Source organism: Pseudomonas spelaei, from assembly GCF_009724245.1.
In the GTDB taxonomy this organism is placed as follows: Bacteria; Pseudomonadota; Gammaproteobacteria; order Pseudomonadales; family Pseudomonadaceae; genus Aquipseudomonas; species Aquipseudomonas spelaei.
This window is the reverse complement of record NZ_WNNK01000006.1, coordinates 255,444-280,674: the sequence shown is the minus strand read 5'-3', so window position 1 is coordinate 280,674 and position 25,231 is coordinate 255,444. Positions and strand designations below refer to the sequence as shown.

At 60.1% G+C, this 25,231-nt stretch carries 26 protein-coding genes and 2 tRNA genes; 12 read left to right on the top strand and 16 right to left on the bottom strand.

Translation table 11 applies throughout. The annotated features are described in order from the left end of the window. Nucleotides 1-177: 177 nt before the first annotated feature. Nucleotides 178-253 (bottom strand) — tRNA-Thr (locus tag GNF76_RS09860). A gap of 193 nt (nt 254-446) precedes the next feature. Here GNF76_RS09860 and GNF76_RS09855 point away from each other — a divergent pair. Further along, complete coding sequence (locus GNF76_RS09855; RefSeq protein ID WP_155582973.1) at nt 447-692, top strand: hypothetical protein; 246 nt, start codon at nt 447-449, stop codon at nt 690-692. A gap of 162 nt (nt 693-854) precedes the next feature. On the opposite strand, the gene GNF76_RS09850 is transcribed toward GNF76_RS09855, so the two are convergent. The 5 genes from GNF76_RS09850 to GNF76_RS09830 all read right to left on the bottom strand — a co-directional run bounded on the left by GNF76_RS09850 (nt 855) and on the right by GNF76_RS09830 (nt 5,094). Continuing rightward, complete coding sequence (locus tag GNF76_RS09850) at nt 855-2,078, bottom strand: methyltransferase (protein ID WP_155582972.1); 1,224 nt, start codon at nt 2,076-2,078, stop codon at nt 855-857. Continuing rightward, complete coding sequence (locus GNF76_RS09845; protein ID WP_155582986.1) at nt 2,059-2,748, bottom strand: ABC transporter permease; 690 nt, start codon at nt 2,746-2,748, stop codon at nt 2,059-2,061. Before GNF76_RS09845 ends, GNF76_RS09850 begins: the two co-directional genes overlap by 20 nt. A 38-nt stretch (nt 2,749-2,786) precedes the next feature. Then, nucleotides 2,787-3,482, bottom strand: a complete 696-nt coding sequence (locus GNF76_RS09840; RefSeq protein ID WP_155582971.1) for an ABC transporter permease — start codon at nt 3,480-3,482, stop codon at nt 2,787-2,789. Nucleotides 3,483-3,554: 72 nt separating this feature from the next. Next, nucleotides 3,555-4,307 (bottom strand): ABC transporter substrate-binding protein, encoded by a 753-nt coding sequence (locus GNF76_RS09835; protein ID WP_155582970.1) that lies wholly within the window; start codon nt 4,305-4,307, stop codon nt 3,555-3,557. Nucleotides 4,308-4,320: 13 nt separating this feature from the next. After that, entirely contained in the window at nt 4,321-5,094 is a 774-nt protein-coding gene (locus GNF76_RS09830) for an ABC transporter ATP-binding protein (protein WP_017738342.1), read from the bottom strand. A 118-nt stretch (nt 5,095-5,212) separates the two neighbouring features. Between GNF76_RS09830 and GNF76_RS09825 the strand changes: the two genes are divergently transcribed. Next, nucleotides 5,213-5,473, top strand: a complete 261-nt coding sequence (locus GNF76_RS09825; protein ID WP_155582969.1) for a hypothetical protein — start codon at nt 5,213-5,215, stop codon at nt 5,471-5,473. Nucleotides 5,474-5,648: 175 nt separating this feature from the next. Further along, nucleotides 5,649-7,040: a GABA permease gene (gene gabP / locus GNF76_RS09820; RefSeq protein ID WP_155582968.1), complete on the top strand. Its 1,392-nt coding sequence runs from the start codon at nt 5,649-5,651 to the stop codon at nt 7,038-7,040. A 157-nt stretch (nt 7,041-7,197) separates the two neighbouring features. Here gabP and GNF76_RS09815 read toward each other — a convergent pair whose 3' ends face one another. Next, nucleotides 7,198-7,611 carry a hypothetical protein gene (locus tag GNF76_RS09815; RefSeq protein WP_155582967.1) on the bottom strand — a complete coding sequence of 138 codons (414 nt, stop codon included), beginning with the start codon at nt 7,609-7,611 and terminating at the stop codon, nt 7,198-7,200. Nucleotides 7,612-7,681: 70 nt separating this feature from the next. Next, complete coding sequence (locus tag GNF76_RS09810) at nt 7,682-8,602, bottom strand: alpha/beta hydrolase family protein (RefSeq protein WP_155582966.1); 921 nt, start codon at nt 8,600-8,602, stop codon at nt 7,682-7,684. Between the two features lie 173 nt (nt 8,603-8,775). Between GNF76_RS09810 and GNF76_RS09805 the strand changes: the two genes are divergently transcribed. Further along, the gene (locus GNF76_RS09805; protein WP_155582965.1) at nt 8,776-9,741 is read left to right on the top strand and encodes an arsenic resistance protein; all 966 of its coding nucleotides are present in this window, start codon (nt 8,776-8,778) and stop codon (nt 9,739-9,741) included. Nucleotides 9,742-9,827: 86 nt separating this feature from the next. Continuing rightward, on the top strand, nt 9,828-11,468 hold the full coding sequence (locus GNF76_RS09800; protein ID WP_155582964.1) for an ArnT family glycosyltransferase: 1,641 nt from the start codon (nt 9,828-9,830) through the stop codon (nt 11,466-11,468). On the opposite strand, the gene GNF76_RS09795 is transcribed toward GNF76_RS09800, so the two are convergent. From GNF76_RS09795 to GNF76_RS09770, 6 genes are all read right to left on the bottom strand, one after another. Next, nucleotides 11,469-12,152 carry a DUF899 domain-containing protein gene (locus GNF76_RS09795; RefSeq protein ID WP_155582963.1) on the bottom strand — a complete coding sequence of 228 codons (684 nt, stop codon included), beginning with the start codon at nt 12,150-12,152 and terminating at the stop codon, nt 11,469-11,471. Nucleotides 12,153-12,345: 193 nt separating this feature from the next. Then, complete coding sequence (locus GNF76_RS09790; protein WP_155582962.1) at nt 12,346-13,017, bottom strand: hypothetical protein; 672 nt, start codon at nt 13,015-13,017, stop codon at nt 12,346-12,348. Nucleotides 13,018-13,353: 336 nt separating this feature from the next. After that, nucleotides 13,354-13,429: transfer RNA gene (locus GNF76_RS09785), tRNA-Phe, on the bottom strand. Nucleotides 13,430-13,532: 103 nt separating this feature from the next. After that, on the bottom strand, nt 13,533-13,805 hold the full coding sequence (locus GNF76_RS09780; protein ID WP_155582961.1) for an oxidative damage protection protein: 273 nt from the start codon (nt 13,803-13,805) through the stop codon (nt 13,533-13,535). Beyond that, a complete protein-coding gene (gene mutY / locus GNF76_RS09775) occupies nt 13,802-14,869 on the bottom strand; it encodes an A/G-specific adenine glycosylase (protein WP_155582960.1) in 1,068 nt (355 codons plus the stop codon). The genes GNF76_RS09780 and mutY overlap by 4 nt, the downstream gene beginning before the upstream one ends. Next, a complete protein-coding gene (locus GNF76_RS09770; RefSeq protein WP_155582959.1) occupies nt 14,866-17,082 on the bottom strand; it encodes an AsmA family protein in 2,217 nt (738 codons plus the stop codon). The genes mutY and GNF76_RS09770 overlap by 4 nt, the downstream gene beginning before the upstream one ends. Before the next feature lie 295 nt (nt 17,083-17,377). Here GNF76_RS09770 and GNF76_RS09765 point away from each other — a divergent pair, with 295 nt between their 5' ends. The 7 genes from GNF76_RS09765 (at nt 17,378) to GNF76_RS09735 (ending at nt 23,105) form a co-directional block, all read left to right on the top strand. Then, the gene (locus tag GNF76_RS09765) at nt 17,378-19,039 is read left to right on the top strand and encodes an OFA family MFS transporter (RefSeq protein ID WP_155582958.1); all 1,662 of its coding nucleotides are present in this window, start codon (nt 17,378-17,380) and stop codon (nt 19,037-19,039) included. A 198-nt stretch (nt 19,040-19,237) separates the two neighbouring features. Then, nucleotides 19,238-19,831: an imidazoleglycerol-phosphate dehydratase HisB gene (hisB, locus tag GNF76_RS09760; RefSeq protein ID WP_003218037.1), complete on the top strand. Its 594-nt coding sequence runs from the start codon at nt 19,238-19,240 to the stop codon at nt 19,829-19,831. Next, nucleotides 19,831-20,469 (top strand): imidazole glycerol phosphate synthase subunit HisH, encoded by a 639-nt coding sequence (gene hisH, locus GNF76_RS09755; protein WP_155582957.1) that lies wholly within the window; start codon nt 19,831-19,833, stop codon nt 20,467-20,469. The genes hisB and hisH overlap by 1 nt, the downstream gene beginning before the upstream one ends. After that, nucleotides 20,469-20,726, top strand: coding sequence for a DUF2164 domain-containing protein (locus GNF76_RS09750; protein ID WP_155582956.1), 258 nt, complete (start codon nt 20,469-20,471; stop codon nt 20,724-20,726). Before hisH ends, GNF76_RS09750 begins: the two co-directional genes overlap by 1 nt. A 39-nt stretch (nt 20,727-20,765) precedes the next feature. Then, nucleotides 20,766-21,503 (top strand): 1-(5-phosphoribosyl)-5-[(5-phosphoribosylamino)methylideneamino]imidazole-4-carboxamide isomerase, encoded by a 738-nt coding sequence (gene hisA, locus GNF76_RS09745; RefSeq protein WP_010169075.1) that lies wholly within the window; start codon nt 20,766-20,768, stop codon nt 21,501-21,503. Between the two features lie 9 nt (nt 21,504-21,512). Then, nucleotides 21,513-22,283 carry an imidazole glycerol phosphate synthase subunit HisF gene (gene hisF / locus GNF76_RS09740; protein WP_003171107.1) on the top strand — a complete coding sequence of 257 codons (771 nt, stop codon included), beginning with the start codon at nt 21,513-21,515 and terminating at the stop codon, nt 22,281-22,283. Between the two features lie 66 nt (nt 22,284-22,349). Continuing rightward, a complete protein-coding gene (locus GNF76_RS09735) occupies nt 22,350-23,105 on the top strand; it encodes a substrate-binding periplasmic protein (RefSeq protein WP_155582955.1) in 756 nt (251 codons plus the stop codon). A 28-nt stretch (nt 23,106-23,133) separates the two neighbouring features. Here the strand turns inward: GNF76_RS09735 and GNF76_RS09730 are convergent, their stop codons facing one another. Together GNF76_RS09730 and GNF76_RS09725 are read right to left on the bottom strand one after the other, a co-directional pair. Next, the gene (locus tag GNF76_RS09730) at nt 23,134-23,916 is read right to left on the bottom strand and encodes a divergent polysaccharide deacetylase family protein (protein WP_155582954.1); all 783 of its coding nucleotides are present in this window, start codon (nt 23,914-23,916) and stop codon (nt 23,134-23,136) included. Between the two features lies 1 nt (nt 23,917). Beyond that, on the bottom strand, nt 23,918-25,225 hold the full coding sequence (locus GNF76_RS09725; protein ID WP_155582953.1) for a S41 family peptidase: 1,308 nt from the start codon (nt 25,223-25,225) through the stop codon (nt 23,918-23,920). Nucleotides 25,226-25,231 lie beyond the last annotated feature (6 nt).

The following is a 25,231-nucleotide window of genomic DNA, read 5'->3' as shown; positions in this document are numbered from 1 at the left end:
ACCTTCAGAAAAAGGGGACAGATTTATTTTCCACTCTGAAAAGAGCATCTGAAAAAGAAACTCATAGAGCGCGCAATCGAATTGCCACGCAGGGGCGGCGCTGTGTGGAGGGGGGGCAGCGACGCACACCCCAGAAACAACAAAGCCCCCGCATTTCTGCGAGGGCTTCGTTTTGTATGGTGCCGGCACCAGGAGTCGAACCCGGGACCTACTGATTACAAGTCAGTTGCTCTACCAACTGAGCTATACCGGCGTGTTAGGGCGACGATTATAGCGATTGGCAAGCTTCTGTAAACCCCTGAATTCAGACTATTTTTCGTAGCCCCGGCTTTTTCCCCGCCAGCCCTCAGATTTCGATATCTCCCAGCCTCATCGCCCGCGCCACTACGTGTGCTGTAGGCGCCGATCCCAAGCGCTTTCTGGCTGAGCAGCGCTGGTTTTCCACGGTGCGTTCGGAAATCATCAATCACGCTGTCGAACAGGATGCATTTTTCCCTTCTGCGTATTCCCTCATCCAATTCACTGCGTCAAAAACCGATTCTGCCGGTGCGAATTTTCCGAAGCCCTACACCGGCAAGGTATCGGTGATTGCTACCGCCGATGGGGCCATCACAGGCCTGCTTATGCCCCTAGCTACGGATGCTTATGCACAATCCGTTGGTTCGACATGTCATGAAACGGCAATTTTGTGAAGCTGCTCTCATCACGCTGCAACTGCCTGTTTTCCGTGCGTTTTATTTTGTGAACAAAAAATGACCAGCCTGCCTTTTGGCCTGTAGCGCTTGCCGTTACGGCCTCCGTCGAAAATCCATCAACAGAGTTATCCACAGGGCACGGGTGTAGAGTTTTGCCCTCTAATCGCGCTCGGCAAGCACCATCAAGTTGCGTGGGGTCAGGGGTGTTTCGCAGAAGGTGCCTAGCCGTACGTTGTAGCCTTTTTCCACCAGGAAAAGTGCCCGATCCAGCACCAGCCATATCTCCAGCGGGCGCCGAAACAGACCACGCAGCAATTCCAGGTTTCGCACTTGGGCCAGGCGCTTCCAGCCTTGGGCCTCCAGCGCCTGCCAATCCTGTTCACCTGTGGATAAACCTTTGAGTGCCGCCAGTTCATGGCAGTAATCCGCGAAGGGTTTGTCCAGCCAATGGCTGGGCAGGGAGGGCGTCGGCAAGTACTCGTCGCACTCGCGCAGTTGCCGTTGCAGCCCATCAAACCCCAGGCGCCTGGCCATGGAGATATCCCGCTGATGGCGCACGCGAGCGCCGGCGGTGACGGTTTCACTCAGGGGCAGGCCGAGGTCTTCTATCGATAGGCGCAGGGCAGACGCACGGGCGGCGCTGGACAGCGCCTGATAGTGGTCGGCGCTGGTGCGGTTATAACAGCAAGGCGCTACCGCAAGTTGTTTGCAGCCAGCGGCGCTGGCCAGTTGCATCAGGCGCACATGCAGGTCGCCGCAGGCATGCAGGGCGACGGGTGTGTGTTGGTGACCGAGTTGCAAGGCCGCATCGGCCGCCATTACATCCTGCTGACGGTGAGTGACCGGCAGTCGATGGTGATCGCTCAGGGCTTGGCCCGAGGTGATAAGGGCCGTGTCGTATTCCAGGCAGGTCAGCTGTTGGTCCGGTTGTAGCAGGCGGCGGCCGAGATGGCCCTTGCCGGAGCACCAGTCCAGCCAGTGGCGAGGCGTTTCGGCAAAGTGCAGGGCGGCGCCGAAGGCTTCGATCTGCTGCCACTTGCGGCCGGGTACGTCGACGTTCAAGCGGTGCGGGGCAGCATCAAGGGGATGGGCCGGTAACTTATCCACAGCACTGAGGCGAGCAGCTTGCTCGGCCAACTGAGGAAAAGGCGCTGGCGCGAGTAGGTCATAGGGTTGGTTATGGCTGCTTTCGGCCTGTGCCAGCGAACGCTGGCGCAACCACCGGGCCATTTCGGGATGCTGCGTTTCCCACGGCAAGTGCAGGTGGGTAAAGGGCCGTGGTCGCCACAGCCCTTGGTGTTCGATCAGGAAGGCGTCCAGCGCCTGGAAGCGGGCGAGCAAATGCTCACCCGTCAACGAGGTTTCAGCGTCCCTGGCAGGCATCGACCCGCAACCAGCGTTCCAGCAGTTTGAAGCCGCGCACCAGCACATAGGCCATCAGCAGGTAGAACAACCCGGCGGCGAAGAAGATCTCCACCGGCAGGTAGGTCCGGGCAATGATGGTACGGGCCATGCCGGTCAGTTCCAGCAAGGTCACGGTACTGGCCAGGGCGCTGGCCTTGAGCATCAGGATCACTTCGTTGCTGTAGGCCGGCAGGCCGATGCGCGCCGCACGCGGCAGGATGATGTAGAACAGCGCCTTGGGTTTGGACATGCCCAAGGCCCGCGCCGCTTCGATTTCACCCGGCGGAATGGCCTGGATTGCGCCCCGCAGGATCTCGGCTATATAGGCGGCGGTGTGCAGGGTCATGGTGGCGGTGGCACACCAGAACGGGTCCCGCAGGTACGGCCACATCGCGCTTTCGCGCACGGCGTCGAACTGCGCCAGGCCGTAATAGACCAGGAACAGTTGCACCAACAGTGGCGTGCCACGGAAGAAGAAAATGTAGCAGTAGGGCAGGGTGCGCACGTACCACCGGCGCGACGAGCGCGCGATGCCCAGCGGAATCGCCAGCAGTAGGCCTGCGATGACCGCGATGGCCACCAGTTCCAGGGTCAGGGTCGCGCCCTGGGCCAGTTTCGGCAGCCACTTGATGATCACCGCCCAGTTCAGGCCGAGGTCGAAATGCGACAGCCAGCTGTAGTCGCCACTCATTGCGTGCTCCTCGCAAAGCCGCGAGCGGCGCGTTTTTCCAGGAAGTACATGCCGGTCATGGCCAGGACGGTGAGGCCCAGGTACATGAAGGCCGCGACCATGAAGAAGGTGAACGGCTGCTTGGTAACCGTCACGCCGATCTGCGCGTGGCGCATGATTTCTTCCAGGCCAATCACCGAAACCAGCGCGGTGTCCTTCATCAAAATCATGAACAGGTTGCCCAGGCCCGGCAGGGCGATGCGCCACATCTGCGGCATGATCAACCGGGTGAAGATGCGAAACTTCGACAGGCCCAGTGCGACACCGGCTTCACGGTGGCCCTTGGGAATGGCCAGGATCGCACCGCGGAACACTTCCGTGGCATAGGCGCCAAAGCACAGGCCCAGGGCGATCACGCCGGCGGCGAAGGCGCTGAGGGACAGGTCGGGATTGCCGAAAAACTCGCCGAGGGCACGCATCAGGTTGACCGTGCCGAAGTAAATCAACAGCACCCATAGCAGTTCCGGGATGCCGCGAACCACGGTCGAGTAAGCACCGCCAAGCCATTGCAGCGGCTTGTATGGAGAAGTCTTGGCCAAGGCACCGGCCAGGCCCAGCACCAGCCCCAGGCACAAGGCCGTGAGCGCCAGTTTGACGGTCATCAGCGCGCCGGCTGCGAGCGCCGGGCCGAATCCGTAGAGATCGAAATTCATGATTTAGTCGTTTCGCAAGGCAAAGCTCAGGACCGGCGCGCTCAAGCGAGCGCGCCAGACAGGCGATTCAGATCATTCGATGCTGAAAGGGAAGTACTTGTCGTTGATCTTCTTATAGGTGCCGTCGGCCTTGATTTCGGCCAGTGCTTTGTTCAGACGCTCGCGCAGCGGGTCGCCTTTACGCACGGCAATACCGATCTTGTCGCTTTCCACCACCGGGTCGCCCTTGAACTCGTAGGCGGAGCCGTCTTTGCTCTTGAGCCATTCGTACTGCACGTACTTGTCGGCAAGGATCCCGTCCAGTCGGCCGGAAGTCAGGTCGAGGTAGGCGTTTTCCTGGGTGTCATAGAGCTTGGAGGTGGTGTCGGGCAGTTTGTCTTCCAGGTAGGTACCGGCCAGCGTCGCACGCTGTGCACCGATGATCTTGCCCTTCAGGTAACCCGCGTCGGTCTTGAAGTCTTTGGTGGCTTTAGGTGCGATGAACTGCAGCTTGTTGGAGTAGTACGGGTCGGTGAAGTCGACGGCCTGCTTGCGTTCATCGGTGATGGACAGCGAGGAGACCAGGAAGTCGAACTTCTTGGCGTTCAGGGCCGGGATAATGCCGTCCCAATCCGAGACATACACTTCGCACTTCTCGACTTTCATCTTGGTGCACAGGGCGTCGCCGATGTCTTTGTCGAAGCCCACGACGTTGCCGCTGGCATCTTTATTGTTGAACGGCGGGTAAGCCGCTTCGATCCCCATTTTCAGGGTCTCGGCCATGGCCGAGGCGCTGAACGCCATCGATACGGCCGCGGCCAGGAGGAATTTTTTATAGTTCTGCATGCATGTTGCTCCGTTAGCGGTTGCTGGACATGAATTGTTTGCAGCGCGCCGAAAGCGGGTTCTCGAACACCTGCTGTGGCGATCCTTGCTCTTCGACCAGGCCCTGGTGGAGGAACACCACTTCACTGGACACCTGGCGGGCAAAGCCCATTTCATGGGTGACCAGCAGCATGGTGCGGCCTTCTTCGGCCAGTGCGCGGATCACATTAAGTACTTCCTGAACCATTTCCGGGTCAAGGGCCGAGGTTGGCTCATCGAACAGAATGACTTTGGGCTGCATGGCCAGGGTGCGGGCAATCGCGGCGCGTTGTTGCTGGCCGCCGGACAGTTGCGCGGGGTAGGCGTGGCGCTTGTCGCTGATGCCGACCTTGGCCAGCAGGGCTTCGGCGACTTCAATGGCTTCGGCCTTACTTTGGCCGAGCACCCGGCGTGGGGCCTCGATGATGTTGTCGAGGATGCTCATGTGCGGCCACAGGTTAAAGTTTTGAAACACAAAACCGATTTCGCTGCGCAGGCGGTTGATCTGTTTGCCATCGGCGGCCATCAGCTCGCCGTTTTTTGCGGCCTTGAGCTTGAGCTCTTCACCGGCCACCAGGATTTGCCCCTGGTGCGGGTTTTCCAGCAGGTTGATACAACGCAGGAACGTGGACTTGCCGGAACCGGAGGAACCCAGGATCGAGATCACATCGCCGTCGCGGGCGGTCAGCGAGATACCTTTAAGCACCTCCAGCTCACCGTAGCGTTTATGCAAGTTGCGGATTTCAAGCGCGGGCGTGGCCTCAGCCATGTGCGGTCCTCATTGTGTTCATTGCGCTCCTGCTGTTGGGCCGCCTTCCTGGCGAGGCGCCAAGCTAGCATAGCGTTTGGATGACAGCCAACAGCGGTACAGGAGGTAACTGGGTAGCGTGTGGCAGGTTGTCGCATCGGCACAGCAGTGTGTCGCGCCATCAACAACCGAACAGCCGTTTGAACCAGAAAACCTGTGTGCTTCGCGTAAAAAAGGGCGCGATGTTGCCAGCTTTGGCCGGGTGTTGGAAGGGTTAACCGGGCAAACGGTCCATATCAGCCCTTATATGGAGCGTCACGCACTTTTTGTGTGTGTTTTTGGTGCACTCCTTCGTTTGAAAAGTGAGTCGCAGGGTAACGATCTGGCGGATTACCATTAATCTCAATGACTTGCGAAATGTAATCAGCTGCGCTGTAGGCGCCGCCAACCGTGACGCTGTAACATTTTGGCGCAAATCTTGCGTAAAAAATAAAGAACGCCCTGTTGGATTCTTTTCACGAGAAAGTATGCAAGCCGGGTGGACCGTATTCGCAATTCCTCGCAAAGGTGTGTCAATGAGTAGTACGCAAAGCTCCAATGACCTCGAACAGGGGCTCAAACCGCGTCACGTCACCATGCTGTCGATTGCCGGCGTCATCGGTGCCGGTTTGTTTGTCGGTTCCGGCCACGCGATTGCGGCGGCGGGGCCTGCGGTACTGCTGGCCTACGCAGCGGCCGGTACGTTGGTGGTGTTGGTAATGCGCATGCTGGCCGAGATGGCCGTCGCTTCGCCGGACACCGGTTCGTTTTCTACTTATGCCGACCGGGCGATCGGTCACTGGGCCGGTTTCACCATCGGCTGGCTGTACTGGTGGTTCTGGGTGCTGGTCATTCCCCTGGAAGCCAACGCGGCTGCGACCATCCTCCATGCCTGGTTCCCTGATGTGGCGATCTGGGCGTTTACCCTGTTCATCACCTTGCTGCTGACGGCGACCAACCTGTTCAGCGTGAAGAACTACGGCGAGTTCGAGTTCTGGTTTGCGCTGATCAAGGTTGTCGCGATCATCGGGTTTGTGATCCTCGGGCTCCTGGCGATTTTCGGTTTCCTGCCGGGTAGCCAGGTCAGCGGCGTGTCGCATCTGTTCGACACCCAAGGCTTCCTGCCTAACGGCATGGGCGCGGTGTTGGCGGCGATCCTGACCACCATGTTCTCGTTCATGGGCACCGAGATCGTCACCATCGCAGCGGCTGAATCGAAGAACCCGGGCCAGCAAATCTCCAAGGCCACCAACTCGGTGATCTGGCGAATTGGCTTGTTCTACCTGGTGTCGATCTTCATCGTGGTCGCACTGGTGCCGTGGAATGATCCGAGTCTGGCTGCCGTCGGTTCCTACCAGACCGTACTCGACCGCATGGGCATCCCGAATGCCAAGCTGATTGTCGACCTGGTGGTATTGGTGGCTGTGACCAGTTGCTTGAACTCGGCGCTGTACACCGCTTCACGCATGCTGTTCTCCCTGGGCCGTCGCGGTGATGCACCGGCTGTGGCCAAGCGCACCAACAAGAGCGGCACGCCTTACTGGGCGGTGTGGATGTCGACGGGCGCAGCGTTCCTGGCGGTGTTTGCCAACTACGTGGCGCCGGCGGCGGTCTTTGAATTCCTGCTGGCCAGCTCCGGCGCCATCGCGTTGCTGGTGTACCTGGTGATTGCTGTGTCGCAACTGCGCATGCGTCAGAAGCGTACGGCGGCGGGGGAGAAAATTGCCTTCAAGATGTGGCTGTTCCCGGGCCTGACCTACGCGGTGATCGTGTTTATCGTGGGCACGCTGACTATCATGCTGTTCCAGGAAGCACACCGGGTGGAGATTATCGCTACCGGGATTTTGAGCGTACTGGTGATTGTGGCGGGGTTGGTTGTGGCCAGCCGGCGCAAGGGCCGGAAGGTGGGAGCTGCGGTGCTTAATTGATGGGGCATGCCCTCTAGAGCACAGCCAAACTCATGTGGGCGGGCTTGTGTGGGAGCTGGCTTGCCTGCGATGCAGACGCCTCGATGTATCAGTTACACCGAGGTGATGCTATCGCAGGCAAGCCAGCTCCCACACAAGCCCGCACATTTGTGTTGTGTCAGTCTTGCGAGCTGACCAGCGCCTGGGACGCCGCGACGTAATCAGCCTGAAACTCGGGCGATTCAATCCACGCCAGCGCTGCCGCTTCATCATCGCTGTCCGTGGCCCACTGCCGATACTCGATCAGCGCCGCCAGGATAAAGTCGGTCGCTTCTTCTTCGCCTTCCTGCTCCAGCACCAGTGCCAGCAGCGGATGCGCCAGGAACACCGCACACAGCGCCTGTTGGCTGGTTTCGCCCGCGGTGCGCATTTCTACAAACAGCTCGGTCAAATCCACCGATTCAAGATCGATACGGCTGTCATCGCCCTCAAAGGCATCTTTCTTCGGCGCAACCGCCCGTTGGCTACGATTCTGCTTGGCCTTGGCCTTTGCCCGGTGGGCGCGTTTTTGCTGCTTGTTCGGCGAGGCCATGGGCTCACGTCCTTGGGTCAGGATCTGGGTGGGCTATTGAAGCGCAGCTGTGGGGAAATCCCAAGGGTTTCTACGTGCGATCCGTCACCCGGCGGCCCGGTGTATCCGTGGCGAGCTCTCCTTGTTGCAACCATGCCAAGGCTACCGGCCACAACCGATCCTGATATTGGCTGCGAAAAAACGCGAAATGCCCGACTTCTCTTTCGCCGATATCCTCGGGCGCGATCCGTAGGTGGGTGCGTTCGCTGTTCTCGAAGTAATTCAGCAAGCGATCTATCGCCGCCACTGTCCCGAACGGATCATCAGTAATGCTGATCGCCAAGACCTGCGCCTTTACCCGGGAAAACGGCAATTCGCCCAAGGCTCGCCCGCTGGGTCGCGTCTCGTAGGTTGGCGTCGGTGTCTTCCAGTCCCGCACCACACCCGCCGGTGTGTCCTCAAGCCAGCCCATGCGTTTGCCAGGAAAGTATCCACAGACCGCCGTCACCAACGGCATTACCACATGCCACTTACCCAGCATCCGCCAGCGCCCGCTCGCCTCATAGTCACGCCAGTAGGCAAACTGCGCGCCCACTGTGACCAGGCGCCGAATCACCGCCCCCGAGGCCCCGAGCCCTGCCGCGCAACCACCGAAACTGTGGCCGACCACATCAATCGGCTGCCCCGCAAACTCCCGTTGCACCCGCTGCAGCATTGCTTCGAAATCCAGTACGCCCCAGTCCGACCAGGACGCCTTGAACCCACGCAACGAGCCGCTGCGGGATTCGCCGATGCCGCGATAGTCGTAGGTGATCACGTCGAAGCCATTGGCAAACAGGTAGTCGGCAAAGCGCGAGTAGTGGCGGCAGCGCACCGACGTGGCGGCGTTGATGATCACCACCGGGCGTTCGATGTCGGTGCGGATATGCCGCCAGGTGAAGCCCCCAATCGGGTAGCCGTCGGCGGCGGGTTCGCTGAAGGCCTCAGGTTGAGGCTGGGTGGGCAGGTTCATGGGCGGGCTCGCTCCTTGCGCTTTCGGTGGGGCTTTGGAGGCCCGTGCGCAGTTTTATAGGGGATCGAAGCTAACAAATTTCGCCCGCTAAAGGCGCACAGTTTTTTCCTCGGCTCGACCTGGACCTCGCAGATGCATAGGCTTACGGTCTTTCGACCGATCAGAATCAGCCCATGACTCGCGACACCCTTGAGCAAAACCAAATCCCGGTGTACTTCGCCACGGTGCTGCTGGCCGTTGCATTGGGCCTGCTGGCGCCTTCATTGGCTCCGGGTCTGGGCGCCCTGGTCACGCCCGCCATCGCGGTATTGATGTATGCGATGTTCCTGCAAATCCCGTTTCTGGACCTGCGCCAAGGCTTGAGCAACAAGCGTTTCATGGCGGCGTTGCTGCTGGCCAACTTCATCTTGATCCCGTTGTTGGTGTGGGCGCTGACCCGTGGGCTGGTGGAGCATCCGGCGATTCTGGTGGGTGCCTTGCTGGTGTTGCTCACGCCGTGCATCGACTACGTGGTGGTGTTTACCCATATCGGCAAGGGCGATTCGCGGTTGATGCTGGCCGCCACGCCGATTCTGCTGTTGCTGCAATTGGTGTTGTTACCGGTGTACCTGGGTTTGATGTTGGGAGCGCACTCGGGCGTGGTTGTTTCGGTCGGGCCGTTTATTGAGGCGTTCGTGTGCTTGATCGTGGCGCCCATGATTCTGGCGGTGCTGACAACGTCCTTGTCCCGACGATCAAAAGCCGTCAGCGCCTGGAATGACGCCTGGGCCTGGCTGCCGGTCCCGGCCATGGCGTTGGTGCTATTGGTGGTGATCGGCTCGCAGATCACCTCGGTGGTGCGCGATATCGACCTGTTGACGCCGGTGATCCCGGTGTATGTCGGTTTCCTGCTGTTGGCGCCCCTGATGGGAATGCTCGCTTCTCGTCTATTCAAATTGCCGGCCATGACTGCCCGGGCGGTCACGTTCAGCGCGTCGACCCGCAATTCTTTGGTGGTGCTGCCCCTGGCGCTGGCGCTGCCTGAAGGTATCCGTGGTCTGGCCGCCGCTGCGGTCATTACCCAGACGCTGGTCGAGTTGGTCGGCGAGTTGATCTACATTCGTTTGATTCCGGCATTGGTGAAGTCCACAGGTCGGTAGCCCGATGAATGTTTGATTTTGTTCAGGCGTTATTCAGGGATGAGTTAGGCAACATGAGGTGCTACTCCCACCTGACAGGTTAAACAATGGATCAACGCAATCGCTTTCGAATGGAATCGCTGGGTATTTTTCTGATCGCCTTGCTGCTGTTTACGCTGGGCATCTGGGATCAACAGCCTCAAGGTTTCGATGGCCGTTGGGCGGTGTTCATGCAAGAGATGTTTCGCCACGGCGCGAGCCTCTTTCCTACCACCTACGGCGAGCCTTATCCGGACTATCCGGGGACGGCGACCTATTTCAGCCTGCTCTTTGCCCGGTTGTTCGGTGCGCCTAACGACCTGGCCAATGTCATGCCTACCGCCCTGGCTTCGGCGGGCGTCATGGCGCTGGTCTACCGCCTGCTGGCGCCGTCTGGTCGAGCATGGGCGCTGCTGACGGTATTGCTCACGGGATTGACCGCTCAGTTGCTGGACAAGTCGCGTTCGGTCTGCCTGGACCAGATGGTCTCCCTGCTGTGCCTGGCGTGTTTCTACCTGTTGCACACAGGAGAGCGCTCGGGCTCGCGGCTACGGCAATACGCAATCTTTCCCTTGTTCGTGGTGGCGTTTGCCATTCGGGGGCCGTTGGGGCTGATCGAAGTCTGTGGTGTTGCCTGTGTGTACTGGGCGCTGGGTACCGCCCGTTCACGCGAAGACAAGATTCGCTTGCTGAAAAAGGTGATTGCCCACGGCGTGATCGGCCTGATCCTGCTCTTTGCCTGTTGGTGGGTGCTATTGAAGCTGGCGCGGATCAGTGGTGGTGATGCCTTTGCCGATGAGGTGCTGAAGATGCAGGTGGCCGGTCGCCTTGATGAAAGCGGCGAGCCGTTTTACTTCTACTTCAAGCTGAGCCTGTACCGCTATTTCCCGGTGATACCGCTGGCGCTGGCGGCGTTGATTGCCCTGCGTCACACATGGTCGGCCCGTGATGACGACGCCGATGTGCAGTTGATGCTGCGCCTGGCTGGCTGCGGCTTGATGATTCTGTTGGGGTTGTCGGTGCCGCACTTCAAGCGCGCTTATTACATTCTGCCGATGGTCCCGATGTTTGCTGCTGTGGCTGCTTATGGTTTGCTCCAGGCGCAAGGCTGGCTGCTTCGGGTCCGTTGCGGTTATGAGTGGTTGGTGGGTGCCCTGCCTGTCCTGGGTATCGTGGTGATAGTCGTTTTGCGCCAATCCTGGCACAAACACGGTTACTGGCCCGACGTTTCAGTACCGGCATTGATTGCTGTGCTGGTCGTCCTGCAACTGGCGGCGGTCGTTGCCTGGCGCCGTCTGCAGGGTAACGTGGCGCAGCGGTTGGTGGTGCTCAGCTTGATCGCGCTGGTGACCCAATGGATGGTGCTGGTGAAGGTCGTGGAGCCGGCCAAGGACCTGCAGTTCGACACCAAGAACTTCGTCGGCGCGGTGGAAGCCTTGCGGGCCGAGAATCCGGGCCCGCTGGTATTTCTCAACCTCGGCAAGGACACCTGGGCCATTCGCTACATCATGAACCTGGATCATGACGAGCGGCCGTTGTTTGTCAGGGACAACGACCTCGCACCGTTGCAGACGCTGCCGCGTCCGTCCTGGGTCATCGTGGCGCGCAAGGAAACCGAGTTGCTGCGAGGCACGCCGCTGGAGCATCTGGTGCCGGCGTTCAATGGACGGCTCAACGACAACCCGTTGCTGGTTTTCCTGGTGAAGTGATCAGTCGCCGTATTCGTCGTGGCGATGCATCCAGCTGTAGGGCTCGGTCTGTGGCCAGCCCTTTGGCGAATCTTCCCAGGTTTCCTGGCGTCCCCAGGGCGTCAGGTCCAGGTAGGTCCAGTGGCTGCCCAGATGCTCGACGCCACGGGCACCGGTGAAGTAGCTGCGGTAGATACTGTCGCCATCGCGTAGCAGGATGCTGACCCCGTGCTTTTCGCCCTGGGGGGTGGTGACGCCGAAGTCGGCATTGAAGTCGCTGCCAAACGATGAATACCAGGGCAGGTCCCAGCCCATGCGTTTCTTATAACCTTCAAGCTTTTCCAGAGGCGCCCTGGACACCAGCACCAGCGACGTATTGCGCGCATGCAAGTGGGCGAGGTGCGGCATCGCTTCCACGACCCAGGAGCAGCCTGGGCAACCTTGGGACCAATCTGGCGCGAACATGAAGTGGTAGACGATCAGTTGCCGGCGACCGTCGAACAGATCAAGCAGGCTGACTTGGCCGGTTTCGCCGTCGAAGCGGTAGTCGTTCTCGATCTTGACCATGGGCAGCCGCCGGCGCTCGGCGTTGAGGGCGTCCTGGGCGCGGGTCAGGGCTTTTTCCTTGATCAGCAATTGGCTGAGTGCGGTGTCCCATTGTTCAGTCGAGACGATGTCGGGGAGAGCGGGTTTTGAGGTTGTCATGGGGAATCCTCGTTCCTGGTGCCGAAGAGGCGTGAGTGGCGGGCACTACTGGTTTGAGGATAGATCAAGGATGTTTGGGGGGGAGGGTATGCCTGTCATCACCACATTCCTGGCCATAAAAACCCCCAAGGAGTCATCTTCGCTTGGGGGGTTCGGTATGAGTGGTGCCCGGAGACGGAACCAGGCTCACGAGCTATTTACAGCGGTAACCCTCAGGCATCGTGACGGTGTAGTTGCGCTGCACGCGGTCCTGGAAATTCAGGTTCTGTAGGCCCTGCTGCACCAGAAAGGCTTCGACCTTGGCGGCCTGGCAATCTTCGTTATAGGACGACGCCCGAAGCAGGTATACCGCACGCTTGCTCGCTTCATCGCGGGCAGTGGCTGTGAAGGTGGTGAGGGTGGTGTAGCCGGTTCGCTCCGAGGTGCCCACCGGGCCATAGGTGGTGTTCGGCGTACTGGTGCAGGTCAGTCGGTCGTCTTTTTTCTTGTTTTTCTTGCAGTCGGTGGTGGTGCTGGTTGCTACCTGACCATACTCGGTGGCGGTATAGCGGTAAGTCACCTGCCGGCTGTCGATATCGAGGGTGATGGTCATTTTGATGGGGGCGTGGTTCTTGGGCAGGGTGGTGTCGGTAAAGACCTCCCGGAAGCCCTGGTCCTTCATGGCGTTGACCATGTCGCGCAGGTAGTAGCGGGCATTGAGTGCGTTTTCATCACTGCCGCCTGTCGATGTCACCAGCACCGTTGCCTGTCGGTCAAAGCGATAGTCCGGGTCAGGTGTGGCGTTGATCGCCACGTCCATTTGTGTGGCGCATCCACTGAGCAACGCCGTCAGCAGTAACAGCGTGCAGAACAAGTACCGGGTCATGAAATAACTACCTTGCAACTGAGAATTTAGTAACAGCTAAACGATTGAACCTGACGATAAATAACCCTCGGATGGGAGCGTAATGCTGTTCAGTCAAGGAATGGAGATCCAGCAACCGAAGCAGATTCAGTGTGGGAGCTGGCTTGCCTGCGATAACATCGCCTCGGTACAGCTGACATGCCGAGTCGCCTGCATCGCAGGCAAGCCAGCTCCCACAGTTGGTCTTTTTGGCCTTGAGCATTACGGGTGTGAGCGAGGCTTGGCCTGGTGAACACTAAATTGGAGGCAATAAAAAACCCCAAGGAATTATCTTCACTTGGGGTTTTTCGGTATTAGTGGTGCCCAGAGACGGAATCGAACCGCCGACACGGGGATTTTCAATCCCCTGCTCTACCGACTGAGCTATCTGGGCAACGGGGCGCATTAAACTGGTTTTTCAGGGGGTCGTCAAGCAAGTTTTCAAAAAATATTTAATTATTACCGTCGCTTACGTTCCAACCCCCGATTTTGATCAATTATTCAGCAGGTGGCACGTAGCCGTCGGCCTTGGCGTATTCCTCGCCGGAAAAGAACTTGTCCATCTCGCCCTGAAGATATTTGCGGTCTTCGGCGTTCATCATGTTCAGGCGCTTTTCGTTGATCAGCAGGGTCTGGTGTTTTTGCCAGTCGGCCCAGGCCTGGGCAGAGACGTGATCGAAAATATCCTGGCCCTTGGCACCCGGGAACGGGGCGCGCTCGAGGGCGGGCAATTCTTCGTGGTATTTGCGGCACATAATGGTGCGGGTCATGACGAAACTCCTGCGTTCAATACGTCGGCCGCGCGCTTCAGCAGTTTTTTCACCGGGGCGGCAAGGCCCAGGCGCGGCGGGGTGGCGAGGTTATACCAGAGCCAGTCGGCCTCGGCCACGTGGTGGGCGGATTCCTGGACCTGGACCAGCCAGGGTTCGATAGCCAGTTGGAAGTGACTGAAGGTGTGGATCAGGCTTGGCAGTTCCTGCTGTTTGCCCAGTTCCAGCGAGTGCTGGTTGGCCAGATGCTCCAGGTCGCTCAGGTCATCCAGCTCCGGCAAGCTCCACAGCCCGCCCCACAAGCCCGTGGAAGGGCGACGGTAAAGCAGGATTGCTCCCTCGCCATTGGCCAGCAGCGGCATCAGCGTGCGTTTCTGCGGGACGGTCTTGCGCGGCTTGGGGATCGGGTAGCGCGTTTCCAGGCCCAGCATGTGGGCTTCGCAGCCCTTTTCCAGCGGGCAAAGCAGGCAGCTGGGCTTGCTACGGGTGCAGAGGGTGGCGCCCATGTCCATCATCGCCTGGGTGTAGGCGTTGACGCGGGTCTGTGGCGTGAAGCGCTCGGCGGTGGCCCACAGCTGTTTAGCGACCTTGGGTTCGCCCGGATAGCCTTCCTGGGCGGTAAAGCGCGCCAGCACCCGCTTGACGTTGCCATCAAGGATCGGTGCCCGCAGGCCCATGCTCAGGCTGGCAATCGCGCCTGCGGTGGACAGGCCAATACCCGGCAGTTCAATGAGCTTCTCGACATCCCGAGGGAATTCGCCAGCGTATTGAGCAACGACGATTTTCGCGGTCTTTTGCAGGTTGCGGGCGCGAGTGTAGTAACCCAGCCCGGTCCACAGGTGCAGTACTTCGTCTTCCGGGGCGGCGGCCAGGGCTTCGACCGTTGGCAACGAGGCCATGAAACGGTCGAAGTAATTCAGCACGGTGCTGACCTGAGTCTGCTGCAACATGATTTCCGACACCCACACCCGGTAAGGCGTGATGCCCTGTTGCCAGGGCAGATCGTGGCGGCCGTGACGGTCGTACCAATCCAGCACCGCCGTTGAAAATTGCTCGGCTCTCATCGTTTGAACAGACCTTTGAGTGCGTCTTTCAACTGCGGATTGACCTTGTCGAGTTTCTCTTCCAGCTTCTCGCTGATCTTGTTGCCGGCCGCCTTGAGGGCGACCTGGCTCAGGCCATCCTTGTCCAGGCGGCAAGCCTTGGCGCCCAGTTCCAGCGGGCCACGGCAGCGCAAGGGCACTTCGATGCCCTGGAAGTTCGAGCCCACCTGGCAGGCCGGGTCCGGCATGTCGCGCTTGTCGCCTTCGACGATGATGCCGACGCGGTAATCCATACCCAGCACCCGCAGGTCGACATCGCCGTTGCCGTTGACGGTCAGGCCCGGGATGCGCACTTTCAGGTCCGGGTTGCTGGCCACGCCGTTACGGAAGGTCAGGTTGCCCTTGAGCTCCTGGAACGGTGTGTCCTTGCCCTTTGGTTCGCTGCTGAGGGTCTTGCGGTTGAGCAGGGCGATGCCGGTGCACAACTGCTGTTCAATGTTGGCATTGAGCAGCACGCCGTTGGTGATCACGAAGCTGGCGCTACCGTTGAGGCTGTCGATCAGGGCTTTCTGGCTGTTGCCACGGCCGCTCAGGTTGCTGTCGAGGGTGACCTGGCCCTTGATCGGCGGGTTTTTCCCCTGGGCTTGCAGGATGCGCTCCACCGGCACTTGCTTGATGTGGGTTTGCAGGGCCAGCACCGGGATATCCTGGCGCACGTCGAGGTTGCCGTTGGCCTGGAAGGTACCGTTGTAGAGGCCACCGCTCAAGGTATCGAGCTTGAGCTGGCCGTCCAGGCCGGAGGCTTTCAGCGCGGCGTTCTGAATGGGTAGCTTGCTCAGGATCAGTTGATCGAAGGCCAGGTCAGCATTCACGTCCAGGGTACGCAGGCGTGTCAGCGGCAACAGCTTGTCGGTGCTCCAGGCACCCTTGGTCGGTGCGTCCGGCAGCGGCGAGTTGCCACCGGCGGCCATGGCACCGGCTTCACTGCTCTGGACTTCGGCCTGGCGGGCGACGGCTGCACTGTTGGCGGCTTCAGACTTGGCCGGCAGGTAGTTGTCGGCGTTGAAAGTGTCCGCCTTGAGCTGCAGGCGCAGGGATTGCTTGGCGAAATCATCCACGGCGATGCGACCGGTGAAGGTGCTGCCGTCGAGTTTCAGGTTGAGGTCTTCCAGGGCCAGGCTGGTGGGCGTGCCCGTGAGGCGGCTGACCATTTCGACCTTGCTCAGGCTGCCGGGCGCCATGGCCGGCAAGGTGTGGCCGACGCTGTCGAGGAACTTGGCCAGGTCGAACTGGGCGATCGACAGGGCGCCGCTGATCTGCGGGGTCTTGTCCAGGTCATTGACCTTCAGTTCGCCCAGGGCGCGCAGTTGGTTGGCCGAGAGTTTCAGGCCGGTCCATTCGGCAATGTTGGCTGCCAGGTCCACCAGCAACTGGCCCTGGGTGGCGAAGGTCATGGTTTTGCCTTGCAGCGGTTCGCCGGTGGCTTCACCGGTGATTTTCATGTCTTCGAGCTGGTAGCGCTTGAGGGCACGTTGAATGCGCAAATTGCCGTTGAGCTCGGTCTTGACGCGCATGAGCGGCTGGTTGGTGCCGAAGAATGCCGTGAGCTTCAGCGGGATGCTGGCCCCATCGTGTATAGCGCCGGCGCTCAACTGGATGCTTTCGGCGCTGAACTGCTTGCCCGTCTGCTCGTCGTTGTATTCAACGCGGGCGTTGTTGATGGTCAGGCTGTCGATGTCCAGGCGGATCGGCTGCGGCGGTTTTTCAGGTTTGGGCGGCGTGGCAGGGTCAGTGACGGCGGGCACCTCGGGGGTTGTACCCGCGACCGGTGCATTCTTGCCGATGTCTTCCCAGTTGCCGTGGCCATGCACATCCTTGTTCAGGCGCAGGTTCAGGCCTTCGACGCGCACGTCGCTCATCTGTACTTCGCGGCGCAGCAACGGCAGCACGCGCACTGACAGGCCGAGCATTTGCAGGTCGGCGAACGGTTGGGTCGGGTTGGTCAGGGTCGCCACGCTGGCTTCGTGCAATTCCAGGCCCAGCCAGGGGAACAGGCTCCAGCCGATGTCGCCATTGAGCGTCAGCTCAATGTGGGCCTTGTCGCGGGCTATCTGGCGGATCTCGTCTTTATAGTCGTTGGGATCGAAGAGATGGGTCAGGGCAAAGCCTAGAGCCACAATGATCAGCAACAGCCCGAGAAGTACCAGACCCAGGATTTTGCCGAACGCTTTCATGGGCGAGTCCTTGTATGTCGATTTCAAAAATTAGCCAAAGAGTATAACGCCCGCGGACGTACGGCTGTTTATGGATCGTTACATGGTGTCAAACAAAGCAGATATCCCGAAAAAGGTGATGTCAGTTTGGTTTTTCTGTCATCCACAGGTGCTAATCTCTGCACGTTCGTCCGCCTTCTGCGGCTAAACGTCGCGCCAAAACGGAGCTTTACTCAATAAAACGGCCACGCTTTGCGTGCAAGGCCGAGGGAGAGAGTGCTTGACGGACACATACTAATAACTGGGGGAAACACCAATGAGCACTAGCACTGCGGCCGATCATACTGCCGCACAGCCTGCGTTCCTGTCCAAGGAGCGCATCATCGCCAAGCCCGGCTTCAACCGCTGGCTGGTACCGCCGGCCGCGCTGGCCATCCACCTGTGCATCGGCATGGCCTATGGCTTCTCGGTGTTCTGGCTGCCACTGTCCAAGGCCCTGGGCGTTACCGCTCCCGTGGCTTGTGCGCCGGACATGAGCTTTATCGCTCAAATCTTCTCGTCCCAATGCGACTGGCCCATCTCCATGCTGGGCTGGATCTACACCCTGTTCTTCATCTTCCTGGGCTGCTCGGCAGCGATCTGGGGCGGCTGGCTGGAACATGCCGGGCCACGCAAGGCGGGTGTCGTGTCGGCACTGTGCTGGTGTGGTGGCCTGCTGATCTCGGCGTTGGGGATCTATACCCACCAGATCTGGTTGATGTGGATCGGTTCCGGGGTCATTGGCGGTATCGGCCTGGGCCTGGGGTATATCTCGCCTGTCTCGACGCTGATCAAGTGGTTCCCGGACAAGCGCGGCATGGCGACCGGCATGGCGATCATGGGCTTCGGTGGCGGCGCGATGGTGGGTGCCCCGTTGGCAGCTGCGTTGATGGGCCACTTTGCTTCGCCGACCAGTGTCGGTGTGTGGCAGAGCTTCGTAGTTATGGCAGCGATCTACTTTGTGTTCATGATCGGCGGCGCCTTGTCCTACCGCGTTCCGCCGACTGGCTGGAAGCCTGAGGGCTGGACTGCACCGGCGAAGAAAGCCAGCAATGCGATGATCACCCACCGTCACGTGCACGTGAATGTGGCCTGGAAAACTCCGCAATTCCGTCTGGTGTGGCTGGTGCTGTGCCTGAACGTTTCTGCCGGTATCGGTATCCTCGGCATGGCTTCGCCGCTGCTGCAGGAAGTGTTTGGTGGCAAATTGTTGGGTAACGGCCTCGCATTTGGTCAGTTGGATGCCGGGCAACTGGCTTCGATTGCCGCGATCGCTGCCGGGTTCACCGGTCTGTTGAGCCTGTTCAACATTGGTGGGCGGTTCTTCTGGGCGTCGTTCTCCGACTATCTGGGCCGTAAAAACACCTACTTCGTGTTCTTCGCCTTGGGCTTTGCCCTGTATGCGCTGATCCCGAACCTGGGGCACCTGGGCAACGTGGCCCTGTTCGTGGCGGCGTTCTGCATCATCCTGTCGATGTACGGCGGTGGTTTTGCGACGGTGCCGGCTTACCTGGCAGACCTGTTCGGCACGCAAATGGTTGGCGCGATCCATGGTCGTCTGCTGACGGCGTGGGCAGCGGCGGGCGTACTCGGCCCGGTGCTGGTGAACTACTTGCGTGAGTATCAGCTGAGCATCGGCGTTGAACGCGCTGCAGCCTACGACATCACCTTGTACATCCTCGCCGGCCTGCTGGTGCTGGGCTTTATCTGCAACCTGCTGGTACGGCCGGTGGCAGACAAGTACTTCATGACCGACGCGGAGCTGGCGGCCGAACAAGCGCTGGGTCATGACAAAGGCGCCGATTCCAGCACTGTGCTGGAGTGGAAAGCGTCTTCCGGCAGCGTGCCATTGGCCATTGCCGCCTGGCTGGTGGTCGGCATTCCGTTGGCGTGGGGTGTGTGGGTAACCCTGCAGAAGACGGCGGTATTGTTCCACTAAGCTGCTGTAGTCGGGTGGGCCCGGTTCCTGTGGGAGCCGGGCTCCCACATAATCCGGTCCCATCTGAACCCGTGCCCACTTGTATGCACATGTCTATCCCCGACACTCCATCAGTCTTATCCCCTCCGATGTTTCTGTTTAGCGCCCGCGCCCCTATAATGGCTGCCTTTTTCGCCCAATGATTTTGCGGAGTTGGTGATGGCCGAACGTAAGGCGTCCGTCGAGCGCGACACTCTGGAAACCCAGATCAAAGCCTCGATCAACCTGGATGGCACCGGAAAGGCCCGATTTGATATCGGTGTTCCTTTTCTTGAGCACATGCTGGACCAGATCGCCCGTCACGGGCTGATCGACCTGGATATCGTCAGCAAGGGCGACCTGCATATCGACGACCACCACACCGTGGAGGATGTCGGTATCACACTGGGTCAGGCCTTCGCCAAAGCCATCGGCGACAAAAAAGGCATCCGTCGCTACGGCCACGCCTATGTGCCGCTGGATGAAGCGCTGTCGCGTGTGGTCATCGACTTCTCGGGCCGTCCAGGCTTGCAGATGCATGTGCCGTACACCCGCGCCACCGTGGGCGGCTTCGATGTCGACTTGTTCCAGGAGTTCTTCCAGGGCTTCGTCAACCACGCACTCGTCAGCCTGCACATCGACAACCTGCGCGGCACCAACACCCACCACCAGATCGAAACCGTGTTCAAGGCTTTCGGCCGCGCCCTGCGCATGGCCGTGGAGCTGGATGACCGCATGGCCGGGCAAATGCCGTCGACCAAGGGCGTCCTGTAATGCAGACGGTCGCGGTTATCGACTACGGCATGGGTAACCTGCACTCGGTGGCCAAGGCCCTCGAGCACGTAGGCGCCGGCAAGGTGCTGATCACCAGCGATGCCGATGTGATTCGCGAAGCCGACCGGGTGGTTTTCCCAGGTGTTGGTGCGATTCGCGATTGCATGGCCGAGATTCGCCGCCTGGGCTTCGACACCCTGGTACGCGAAGTCAGCCAGGACCGTCCGTTCCTCGGCATCTGCGTGGGCATGCAAGCCTTGCTCGACAGCAGTGAGGAGAACGATGGCGTCGACTGCATCGGCCTGTTCCCTGGTGAAGTGAAGTTCTTCGGCAAGGACCTGCACGAAGACGGCGAACACCTGAAAGTCCCGCACATGGGCTGGAACGAAGTGCGCCAGACGGTGGATCACCCTCTATGGCACGACGTCCCGGACCTGGCGCGTTTCTATTTCGTCCACAGCTACTACATCGCCGCCGGTAATCCGGGCCAGGTGGTGGGTGGTGGGCACTACGGTGTCGACTTCGCCGCTGCCCTGGCTGACGGCTCGCGCTTTGCCGTGCAGTTCCATCCGGAGAAGAGCCATACCCATGGCCTGCAATTGTTGCAGAACTTCGCCGCCTGGGACGGGCGCCGGTAATGGCCAAGAAGATCAAGCCGCCGATCCTCAACCTCACTCCCCAGCAGGAGAGTGAGGCGACTGACAAGATCAAGCGCTTCATGGAGGACCGCTTCGAGCTCAAGCTGGGCTCGTTCGAGGTGGCTGAGATCCTCGAGCTGTTCACCACTGAAATTGCTCCGCACTATTACAACAGGGCGATTTTCGATGTGCAGACGCACCTTAAAGAAAGGTTCGAAAGCATCGAAAGCGACTTGTGGGCGCTCGAGAAACCCTGATTTTTCGAGCAATGCTGAATATCGAATAAGGTTTGCCAGATGCTGATTATTCCCGCTATCGATCTCAAGGACGGCGCTTGCGTACGTCTGCGCCAGGGCCGCATGGAAGATTCCACGGTGTTCTCCGATGACCCGGTGAGCATGGCTGCCAAGTGGGTGGAAGGTGGTTGCCGTCGTTTGCATCTGGTGGACTTGAACGGTGCGTTCGAAGGCCAGCCGGTCAACGGCGAAGTGGTCACGGCCATTGCCAAGCGCTACCCGAACCTGCCGATCCAGATCGGCGGCGGTATCCGTTCCCTGGAAACCATCGAGCACTACGTGAAAGCGGGTGTGAGCTACGTGATCATCGGTACCAAGGCTGTGAAAGATCCGGCGTTCGTCGCTGAGGCCTGCCGCGCCTTCCCAGGCAAAGTGATCGTTGGCCTGGATGCCAAGGACGGTTTCGTCGCCACCGACGGCTGGGCTGAAATCAGCACCGTACAGGTGATCGATTTGGCCAAGCAGTTCGAAGCCGACGGCGTGTCTGCCATCGTTTATACCGACATCGCCAAAGACGGCATGATGCAGGGCTGCAACGTACCGTTCACCGCTGCACTGGCCGCTGCCACCAAGATCCCGGTGATTGCCTCCGGCGGTATCCACAACCTGGGCGACATCAAGTCGCTGCTGGACGCCAAGGCGCCCGGGATCATCGGCGCCATCACTGGCCGGGCGATCTACGAAGGTACCTTGGACGTCGCCGAAGCCCAGGCTTACTGCGATGCCTACAAAGGCTGAGGACTGACCATGGCGCTGGCCAAACGCATCATCCCTTGCCTGGACGTCGACAACGGTCGAGTGGTCAAGGGCGTCAAGTTCGAGAACATCCGTGACGCCGGCGACCCGGTGGAAATCGCCCGTCGCTACGATGAACAAGGTGCTGACGAGATTACCTTTCTCGACATCACCGCCAGCGTCGATGGCCGCGACACCACGTTGCATACCGTTGAGCGCATGGCCAGCCAGGTATTTATCCCGCTGACCGTGGGCGGTGGCGTGCGTACCGTGCAAGACATTCGCAACCTGCTTAACGCGGGTGCGGACAAGGTCTCGATCAACACCGCCGCCGTGTTCAACCCGGAGTTTGTCGGCGAAGCCGCGCAGCACTTCGGCTCGCAGTGCATCGTCGTCGCCATCGATGCCAAGAAAGTCTCCGGTCCGGGCGAAACCCCGCGCTGGGAGATCTTCACCCACGGCGGGCGCAAACCTACCGGGCTGGATGCGGTGGAGTGGGCGATGAAGATGGAAGGCTTGGGTGCCGGTGAAATTCTGCTGACCAGCATGGACCAGGACGGCATGAAAAACGGCTTCGACCTGGGCGTGACTCGGGCGATCAGCGATGCCCTGGGCATCCCGGTGATCGCTTCCGGCGGTGTCGGCAACCTGCAGCATCTGGCCGATGGCGTGATCGAAGGTCATGCCAGCGCGGTACTGGCGGCGAGCATTTTCCACTTCGGCGAATACACCGTTCCCGAGGCCAAGGCCTACATGGCTGCGCGCGGAATTGTCGTACGCTAAACGTCACTGGACACCATGGCAGGCTCGCGGCACTCTTGGGCCTGCCATGGATTTCGGTAACCTTTCATGTTCAAAGATCTGCTTCTCGCCCTCGCCAGTTCTTCCATCCTGTTGGTGAGTGCGGCCGATGCGGCCGACCCGACTGACACCTCGCTGGTGTTGCTGACGGAAAACTTTCCGCCCTACAACATGGCGAAAAACGGCAAGAACTTCGCCAAGGACGAGAACATCGAAGGCATTGCCGTGGACATCGTCCGCGAAACCTTCAAGCGTGCCGGCATTTCCTACAACCTCACCCTGCGTTTCCCCTGGGAGCGAATCTACAAACTCGCCCTGGAAAAGCCTGGCTACGGTGTGTTTGTGATGGCCCGCCTGCCTGATCGTGAAGCGCTGTTCAAGTGGGTGGGGCCTATCGGTCCGGATGATTGGGTGCTGTTGGCCAAGTCTGACAGCAAGATTGAGTTGGCAGACCTTGAGCAGGCGCGGCGCTACAAGATCGGTGCCTACAAGGGCGATGCCATTGCTCAGACCCTGGAGAAGCAGGGCCTCAATCCGGTGGTGGTATTGCGCGATCAGGACAACGCGCAAAAGCTACTGGATGGGCAGATCGACCTGTGGGCCACCGGTGACCCCGCCGGGCGCTACCTGGCGCGGCAGGTCGGCGTGACGGGGCTCAAGACTGTGCTGCGCTTCAATAGCGCCGAGCTGTATCTGGCGCTGAACAAGGAGGTGCCGGACGACGTGGTGGCCAAGTTGCAGGCCGCGCTTGATCAGCTACGCAAGGACGGTGTGGTGGACGAGATCATGGGGCGGTATCTATAAACTCGGTCACCTTGTGGCGTTCAAGCCTTCAGCGGTAAATCCCATTCTTCCCGTGCCCGGCCATGGCCTGATTGCTGCGCACGCTGATCATCAGCTTGATATCAATCCACTCGATGCCCTGGGCCTTGAGCTTGGGTAGTTCGCGCTCCAATACTGCCAGGGTCTGCGGATAAGGATGACCGATCATCACCGCCGAGCCCTGTTTGTGGGCCAGCTTGATGGCGGTTTGCAGTTGCGTGGTAATCGCCGCTTCGGTGCGTTCGTCATCGAGAAATACATCCCGCGAAACGCTGGCCAGGCCGATCTTCTGCGCCTCGGCGGCGGCCACGGTCTTGGCGCTGGTACGGCTGTCGACGAAGAACTTGTGCCGGCGTTGCAGCTCACCCATCAGCCAGGCCATGGCCTCAGGCTGCGCAGTCATGCGGCTGCCCATGTGGTTGTTGATACCGGCGGTGTACGGCACGGCCTTGAACGCGGCGTCCAGGCGTTTGCCGAGCTCTTCGATGGACAGGTCGGGGTGCCAGGCGAACGGGCCGGTGGCCGGGTCCATGGGCATGTGCAGGATGACGATCTTGCCGGCGCGATGCGCCTCGCGGGCAAACTCGGCGGCGTGGGGCGTGTCGGGCATGATTGCCGTAGTGACCGGGCCGGGCAAGGCCAACACGCGACGATCCCGGGGCAGGTTCTGGCCGAGGTCGTCGATGATCAGGGTCAGGTAGGCTTTGCGGGGTGCGGGATCGACGCTGGCAGGAGCGCCTTGGGCAACTCCCGCCAGACAGCACAACAACGTGATGATCAGTCCACAACGCATATCAACGGCTGCGCGTAATGCTCAAGCCCTTGAGCAGGCTCAGCGCCTGGGCCAACTGGTAATCGTCGTCCTGAGGCATCGCCTTGGCTTTCGGGCTGCTGCCGGTAGGCTTGTCGGCGCCGCCGTTGCCATTACCCAAGTGACCTTGCAGGTCGGCTTCCTTGAAGTATTCGCTGTCCTGCTCGTTGGTGATCTTGGCCTTGCGCACTTCGATGTCCGGGATAATGCCCTGGGCCTGGATCGAGCGACCATTTGGCGTGTAGTACAGCGCCGTGGTGATCTTCAGTGCCCGCTCGTTGTTCAGCGGCAGCACGGTTTGCACCGAGCCTTTGCCGAAGCTGGTGGTGCCCATCAGCACACCGCGCTTCTGATCCTGCAGTGCGCCGGCGACGATTTCCGATGCCGAGGCACTGCCGCCGTTGATCAGCACAACCATTGGCACGCCTTCGCTGAGGTCGTTGCCGGTGGCCGAGAAGCGTAACTCGGAGTTGGCGATACGGCCCTTGGTGTAGACGATCAGGCCTTTGGTGATGAAGTGGTCGACCACTTCCACCGCCGCCTGCAATACGCCGCCTGGGTTATTGCGCAGGTCGAGGACGATACCGCTGAGCTTCTTGCCATTGTCCTTGCGCAGTTTGGCCAGGGCCTTGGCCACTTCGTCGCCGGTCTTGACCTGGAACTGGGTGATACGGATGTAGCCGTAACCCGATTCCAGCAACTGGCTCTTCACGCTCTTGACCGTGATGGTCGCCCGCGCCAGGGTCACGTCAAACGGCGCTCCGCCGTCGCGTACCAGGGTCAGGGTGATTTTCTGGCCGATCTTGCCGCGCATCTTGTCCACGGCTTCGGTCATGGTCTGGCCGCGGGTCGGCTGGCCGTTGATCTTGACGATCAGGTCGCCGGCCTGGATTCCGGCCTTGGAGGCTGGCGTATCGTCGATCGGCGAGACCACTTTGATCATGCCGTCTTCGGAGCCTACTTCAATCCCCAGGCCACCGAATTCACCGCTGGTGCTTTCCTGCAGTTCGGCAAAGTCTTCCGGGCCCAGGTAGGCGGAGTGCGGGTCGAGGTTGCTGAGCATGCCCTTGATGGCATTTTCCAGCAGGGTCTTGTCGTCCACGGGTTCGACATAGGCTGCCTTGATCCGGTCCATGACCTCGGCAAAGGTGCGCAACTCGTCCAGGGGTAGCGGCGCCTTGGTGGTCGCTGCAACGGCTGACTGAGCGGTCTGGTCGGCGAATGCCAAAGGCGCGCCGATCACCAGGGCGATCGTCAGGGCCAGCGAAGTGAGGCGGGACAAATGCAGCATGTCGAA